The 5,823-nt window shown below is 65.8% G+C and carries 5 protein-coding genes and 1 pseudogene; 2 read left to right on the top strand and 4 right to left on the bottom strand.

What is annotated here, in order from left to right:
* Positions 1–85 precede the first annotated feature (85 nt).
* Positions 86–1,027 (top strand): DUF3137 domain-containing protein, encoded by a 942-nt coding sequence (locus H2040_RS14160; RefSeq protein ID WP_287158239.1) that lies wholly within the window; start codon positions 86–88, stop codon positions 1,025–1,027.
* A 137-nt stretch (positions 1,028–1,164) separates the two neighbouring features.
* On the opposite strand, the gene H2040_RS14155 is transcribed toward H2040_RS14160, so the two are convergent.
* The 4 genes from H2040_RS14155 to erpA are packed head-to-tail and all read right to left on the bottom strand — an operon-like array spanning position 1,165 to position 4,878.
* The gene (locus H2040_RS14155; protein ID WP_287158237.1) at positions 1,165–3,030 is read right to left on the bottom strand and encodes an ArnT family glycosyltransferase; all 1,866 of its coding nucleotides are present in this window, start codon (positions 3,028–3,030) and stop codon (positions 1,165–1,167) included.
* Between the two features lie 7 nt (positions 3,031–3,037).
* The gene (gene xth / locus H2040_RS14150) at positions 3,038–3,817 is read right to left on the bottom strand and encodes an exodeoxyribonuclease III (RefSeq protein WP_287158235.1); all 780 of its coding nucleotides are present in this window, start codon (positions 3,815–3,817) and stop codon (positions 3,038–3,040) included.
* 48 nt (positions 3,818–3,865) lie between these two features.
* Positions 3,866–4,543 (bottom strand): nitroreductase, encoded by a 678-nt coding sequence (locus H2040_RS14145; protein ID WP_287158234.1) that lies wholly within the window; start codon positions 4,541–4,543, stop codon positions 3,866–3,868.
* Positions 4,543–4,878 (bottom strand): iron-sulfur cluster insertion protein ErpA, encoded by a 336-nt coding sequence (gene erpA, locus H2040_RS14140; protein ID WP_022698915.1) that lies wholly within the window; start codon positions 4,876–4,878, stop codon positions 4,543–4,545. Before erpA ends, H2040_RS14145 begins: the two co-directional genes overlap by 1 nt.
* 307 nt (positions 4,879–5,185) lie before the next feature.
* On the opposite strand from erpA, the pseudogene H2040_RS14135 reads away from it, so the two are divergent.
* Positions 5,186–5,779: pseudogene (locus tag H2040_RS14135) on the top strand (hypothetical protein); the annotation flags it as partial.
* Positions 5,780–5,823: the final 44 nt, after the last annotated feature.

The following is a 5,823-nucleotide window of genomic DNA, read 5'->3' as shown; positions in this document are numbered from 1 at the left end:
CCGTGGTCGCGGGCGAACGCGAAAAGCTGGCCGAGGCGCAGGCCCAGAAGGACAAGCTGGAAGCCGCGCAGGCGCGTCTGGACGGATGACGCAAGCGGGCCAGACGCTTCCCGAGGGGTTTGAGGACGCGCCGCCCGGCCTTTGGGAAACACAGGTCCGCCCCGCGCTCGGCGATCTGGAGGCCGAACGCAAACAGGTGATCCGCCGCTGCTTCATCGCCGGCGGCGTGATCTTCGGCGCCGCGGCGATCATCTCCCTTCTGCTCGCGCTCTATGGCAACCCGGACCTGATCATTTTCGCGTTCATTCTGGCTGCTGTCCTGACTGTCGGGGGCGGCGCCGCGATGCTTCAGGGCATCCACAAAAAAGCCAAGCAGGCGCTGCTGCATCCGGTCATCACCGCGCTGGGCTATTCCCATCACGAAAAGGGGTTCGAGCCGGTCGGGTTCGAGGATTGCCGCCGCTATTCCCTTCTGCCCGGCCATGACCGCCGCGATTTCGAGGACTGGATCGAGGGCGAGCATGACGGCGCGCGCTTCCAGTTCTACGAGGCGCATCTCGAGGAAAAGCGCAAATCCGACAAGAAGACCTATTACGTCACCGTCTTTCGCGGCGTGATCGGCCGCGTTCAGCACCAGTCCAGCGCGCTGGGCGAAACCGTCTTTGCCCGCGATGGCGGCCTGTTCGACGGTTTTTCCGCGCCGCGCGGCATGGACCGCGCCGGGATGGGCGAGAATGAGTTCGAGAAAATCTTCACCGTCTGGACCACCGATCAGGTGGAGGCGCGCTACCTGCTGCCGCCCAATGTCATGGAGCATCTGGCGGCGATGGAGGCGCGCTTTGGCGGCAAGAAGCTGCGCGGCGCCATCGCCGGCGGCTGGCTCTATTTCCTGATCGACACCAAAAACCTGTTCGAGCCGGGCTCCATGTTCAAACCCATGGACGACCCCGAACGCTTCGAAAGCCTGATGAGCGAGATCGGCTCCGTCCGCAACGTCATCAAGGCCCTCCGGGAAGTCCGGCCTTAGTGACGTTCTGGAACCTCCTTCGAGACAGCCGCTTCGCGGCTTCCTCAGGATAAGGTTGGCGTGAAATTCGCTGCGGCACAGTAGCCCTTTCCCTGAGGAGCCCGCAGGGCGTCTCGAAGGGCAGGGCGCCAGGCGCCTCACTTCAAATAGATAATCCGGTGGTCGCTCTCGACCGTTTCGCCGGTCCCTGTCGTCACCCGCACGCCCAGCGCGTGCTTGCCCGGCTCATAGGGCGCGAAATCAACCCGCAAATCCCAATAGACCGCCGGATAAGCCGGGTCGAAATCCAGAACTTCGGGGAAGCGGTAGCCCGGCAGGTCATGGCGCTGGTCCGTCCCTGCGATCACCCGGCCGTCCAGCAGCACGTCAATCCGCCTCACCCCGTCCGGGTGCGCCGCCACGCCATAGACGGGCCGCGCGTCGCGGGCCATGCGCTCGGCCGCCTGCGGCTGTTCGATCATCGCCTTGGGCAGCAGCGGACAGGCGGCGGGCGGCGTCTCACCCCCGGCGCGCGCGGTATAGATGGAAACCCGCACCACGCCCGGCGCCAGCGGCACGGTGGCCAGCTTTTCGATGTCGCCGAACCTGCCGCACAGCCGCGCCCGGAACGCCGTGCGCTCCGCGCTTCGATAGAGATAGTCCGGCTCGCGCAGCGCGATCACCGCCTCCGCCCCGTCCGGCAGGTCCGCTTCCCCGCGGCCCCACTTGTCCCAGTAATACTGGAATCCCTGCGCCGCGTCGGTCGGGTGGTCCAGCGCATAGACTGGCACCCCCGGATCGGCCGCGACCGCGATCTGCGACGCCGTCACATGGTCGCTCGCCACGACGATCGTCGGGGCATCGCCCGGCAGGCGCAGCAGCGCCGTATCCAGCGGCCGGTGCAGGTCCGACCAGTCCTCCAGATCCCCGCCATAAAGCCGCGTCTCGCCCGCGCTTTGCCACGCCATCAGGTTCACCGCCCAGCCAAGGCTCGCCACCGCCGCCAGCGCCACCCCGCCGGCCGTAACCCACGCCCGCCAGCGCGCCCCGTGCATCCAGCGCTCAGCCTCGATCGCCGCGAAAGGCAGCAGCGGCGCATAGGCCATGAACGGCCAGTGCAGCAGGTAATCCTTGTTCAGCGGCGCCAGCAGCGCGAACAGAAGCCAGATCAGCGCCGCCGGAAACAGGACCAGCCCCGCAAACGCCTCGCCCCGCCGGACCGACCGCCACAGCTGCAGCGCGCCCAGCGCCGCGAATGCGGCGATCACCGGCGTCAAAATCGCCGCCTGTTCCAGCGGATAGAGCAGGCCCGGCGGCCAGAAAGACCATTCCTGACGTCCCGCCGCCTGGAAGGTGAAGGACGCAAAGCCCGTCTGGATATTATGGATCAGTCCGGGCGCCAGCCCGATCGCCGCGATCGCGCCCGCAATCCAGGGATCGCGCGTCTTCAAAAGGTTGCGCCCCTGCGGCGTCGCCACGGCGAACAGGCCCAGCCCCGCCGGCACGAACCAGAAACGATAGTGATAGGCCAGCCCCAGCGCGCAAATCACGCCCGCCGCGATCCACCAGCGCCGGTCGCTGGACCGCAGCCCGCCGGATAGCGCAATCAGCAGCGTCACGAACAGAAGCTGCAATATGGGTTCGGGATAGGCGTGCGCCCCGGCCACGAAGACCGGCGGGATCACCGCCGCCATCAGCCCCGCCAGCGCCGCCGCGCGCGGCCCCGCCACGTCGTCGGCCAGCCGCCACACGGCCAGCGGGATCAGCGCCCCGGCCAGCCAGAAGATCAGCCGCGCCCCCAGCCGCGTTTCCCCGAAAACCGCCGCGCTCAGCCAGTTCAGCAGCGGCGCGCCCGCCGGCGTGTCGGCAAAGCCCCAGGCCGGGTGAGACCCGGCAATGCGGTAGCTCGCCTCTTCCCAGATGAAGGCCACGTGCGCGGCCAGCAGCAGCTTGATCAGCGCGGCCAGCGCGATGGCGGCCATGGCGGCATAGCGCCAGTAATCATCGGCGGTCCGGCGGACCATCACCGCGTCAGTCCCGCAGCTCGATCACGACCGGCACATGGTCGCTCGGCTTGTCCATGGACCGCGCATCCTTGTGGATCGTGATCCCGGACAGCGCGTCGGCGGCTTCGGCGGAAAGCAGGTGATGGTCGATGCGGATGCCGTGATTCTTCGGCCACGCGCCGCCCTGATAGTCCCAGAACGTGTACTGGTGCGGTCGCCCGTCCGCCTGTTCGTACGCGCTGGTCAGCCCCAGATTCAGAAGCGCATGATATTTCGCCCGCGTCGCGGGCAGGAACAGCGCGTCATCGGCCCAGACAGCCGGGTCATGGACGTCATCCTCCGTCGGGATCACGTTATAGTCCCCGGCCAGAACCAGCCGCTCCTCCAGCGCCAGCAATTCGCGCGCATGGGCGGCCAGCCGGTCCATCCAGTCCAGCTTGTAATCATATTTCGGCCCCGGCGCCGGGTTGCCGTTCGGCAGATAGATGGAGGCCACGCGCACCGGCGTATCGGCCTCGATCAGCGCCTCGATATAGCGCGCCTGATCGTCGCCATCGCCGCCCGGCAGGCCGCGCGTGACGTCGCTCATCGGAAATTTGGAAAGGATTGCGACGCCGTTATAGCTCTTCTGGCCGTGCGTCTCGATATTATAGCCGAGGTCTTCCAGCTCCATGCGCGGAAAACCCTCGTCGGTCGTCTTGATTTCCTGAAGGCAGGCAACGTCCGGCGCCGCCTCTTTCAGCCAGTCCATGACGGTCCCGATGCGGGCCTTCACGGAGTTCACGTTCCAGGTCGCTATCTTCATGCGCCCTGTTCTAACGGAGTCGCGTTCAAAGGCGAGGGGGCGCGCCGCTCAAAAGCCTCTGAATTCAGTGAACGCGTCCACCGGCTCACGGGCCGTCCGCACGCGATTGATAACCGCATCCGGGTCGGCGTAACCCACCGCCATGCCGCAATAGACCATCTCGCTGTCCGCCAGTCCGAAATGGCTCTTCAGGGACGGGCGCAATATGCCCCAGGCTTCCTGCATGCAGCTGGCCAGTCCGCGCTCCTCCAGCAGCAGCGCGATAGACTGCATGAACATGCCCAGATGCGCCCACTGGCCGTGCCCCATCTCTTCCTCGATCACGAAGAACAGGGCCGCCGGGGCGCCGAAAAATTCGTAATTCTTCCAGAACTGCGTCAGGCGCGCGCCCTTGTCCTCGCGCGGAATTTCCAGCTTGCCATAGAGTTCCTCCCCCGCCTCGAACCGGCGGGTGCGGTAGGGCTCCCAAAGCTTGGACGGATAGACAGGCCGGTCCGTATTCTCGCCCGTCGGGTTTTCGCTCAGAACGCGCTGCGCCAGCGCGGTCAGCGCCGGCAGCTCATCGCCTCCCGCCGCGATCACCTTCCAGGGCTGCAGATTGCCGCCGGAGGGCGCGCGGCGCGCCGCGTCCAGAATTTCGCGGATCAGGTTTTCGGAAACCGGTTTGTCCAGAAAGGCGCGGGTGGAAATGCGCTGCGCCAGCGCGCCGGCGACGGAAAGCCCCATCAGACCGAAAAGCTGGTGCCGCAGCCGCAGGCCGCCGTCGCGTTCGGGTTGTTGATCTTGAACGAGGCGCCGATCAGCTCCTCGGTAAAGTCGATCTCCGCGCCCTGCAAGAAGGGGAGGGACACCGGATCGATCACCACGGTCGCGCCGTCGCGCTCCAGCACGATGTCTTCGTCCTCGCGTTCGCCAAAATCGATTTTGTAGGAGAAGCCGGAACAGCCTCCGCCCTCAACGGCGACGCGCAGCACCTTGTCCGGCTCGCCGGCAAGGATCGCGCCGATCTTCCTGGCGGCGGAGGCGCTTATGGTGACGGGTGTTTGATCAGACTCGGTCATGACATCCTATCTAGCGATCCCGCCTCCCGATTTTAAGAGCCGGCGCGCAGGTTGCGGCGCCCGCTTTTAACTTAAGTAAAATTTGCCTCTCAAGACTAAATGCCGGTTTAAAAAGAAAAAACCGTATAATTCTTCCGTTTTTCAAAGATTTTTCTTGCCTCGCTTCGGGATCGGCACATGTCCCGTCCATGGAGCAATATTGCTTCAGCGCATCGCGAGGGACGCCTTTGCCCCCTGCAATCTCGGTGAGACATGAGTCCTGGCGGAACGGTCTCCTTTGCGATCATGCAAGAGGAGACACCAGGTTATGAATGGGTCACGCAAGTTTTTCCGTAATGGTTTGATGGTCGCCGGCAGCATGCTGGCTATCACATGGGCCGGCGCGGCCGCCGCAGACGGCACCGCGCCTTGTAACACTGGTTCCGGCGCGGATTCGCTTGAATGCGGCGTCGGCTCCGACGCTTCCGGCGAACTGGCGACCGCCGTCGGAACGGACGCCACGGCGGACGGAACGGACGCAACGGCGGTGGGCGAGAACGCCTCCGCCACGGGTCCGTCCACCACCGCGGTCGGCGGCGAAAGCGTTGCCAACGGTATCGCCGCGACGGCTTTCGGCTGGCAATCGAACGCCACGGGCGAACGCGCCCACGCCATTGGCCATATCGCCTCGGCGCAGGGTGATTTCAGCCTGGCCGTGGGTGAGAACGCCCAGGCGCAGAGCGACAACTCAACCGCCATTGGCAACCAGTCCGTCGCCAATGGCACGGACGCGCTCGCCATCGGCGACAGCGCCTCGGCCACCGGCACCTCCACGACGGCGGTCGGCGGCGAAAGCGTCGCCAACGGCACGGCCGCCACTGCTTTCGGCTGGCAGTCAAACGCCACTGGCGAGCGCGTCCGTGCCATTGGCGACGGACTGGTTGCCAATGGCGGTTGAGTTGTCGC

The organism is Euryhalocaulis sp. (assembly GCF_013911995.1).
Taxonomy (GTDB): Bacteria; Pseudomonadota; Alphaproteobacteria; order Caulobacterales; family Maricaulaceae; genus Euryhalocaulis; species Euryhalocaulis caribicus.
The sequence above is the reverse complement of the archived record's forward strand: the minus strand, read 5'-3'. Positions and strand labels throughout refer to the sequence as shown.

Bases quoted from the DNA above. Each gene is read 5' to 3' on its own strand.
- H2040_RS14160 (WP_287158239.1), top strand. From the start codon at position 86: ATGACGCAAGCGGGCCAGACGCTTCCCGAGGGGTTTGAGGACGCGCCG.
- H2040_RS14155 (WP_287158237.1), bottom strand. From the start codon at position 3,030: ATGGTCCGCCGGACCGCCGATGATTACTGGCGCTATGCCGCCATGGCC.
- xth (WP_287158235.1), bottom strand. From the start codon at position 3,817: ATGAAGATAGCGACCTGGAACGTGAACTCCGTGAAGGCCCGCATCGGG.
- H2040_RS14145 (WP_287158234.1), bottom strand. From the start codon at position 4,543: ATGGGGCTTTCCGTCGCCGGCGCGCTGGCGCAGCGCATTTCCACCCGC.
- erpA (WP_022698915.1), bottom strand. From the start codon at position 4,878: ATGACCGAGTCTGATCAAACACCCGTCACCATAAGCGCCTCCGCCGCC.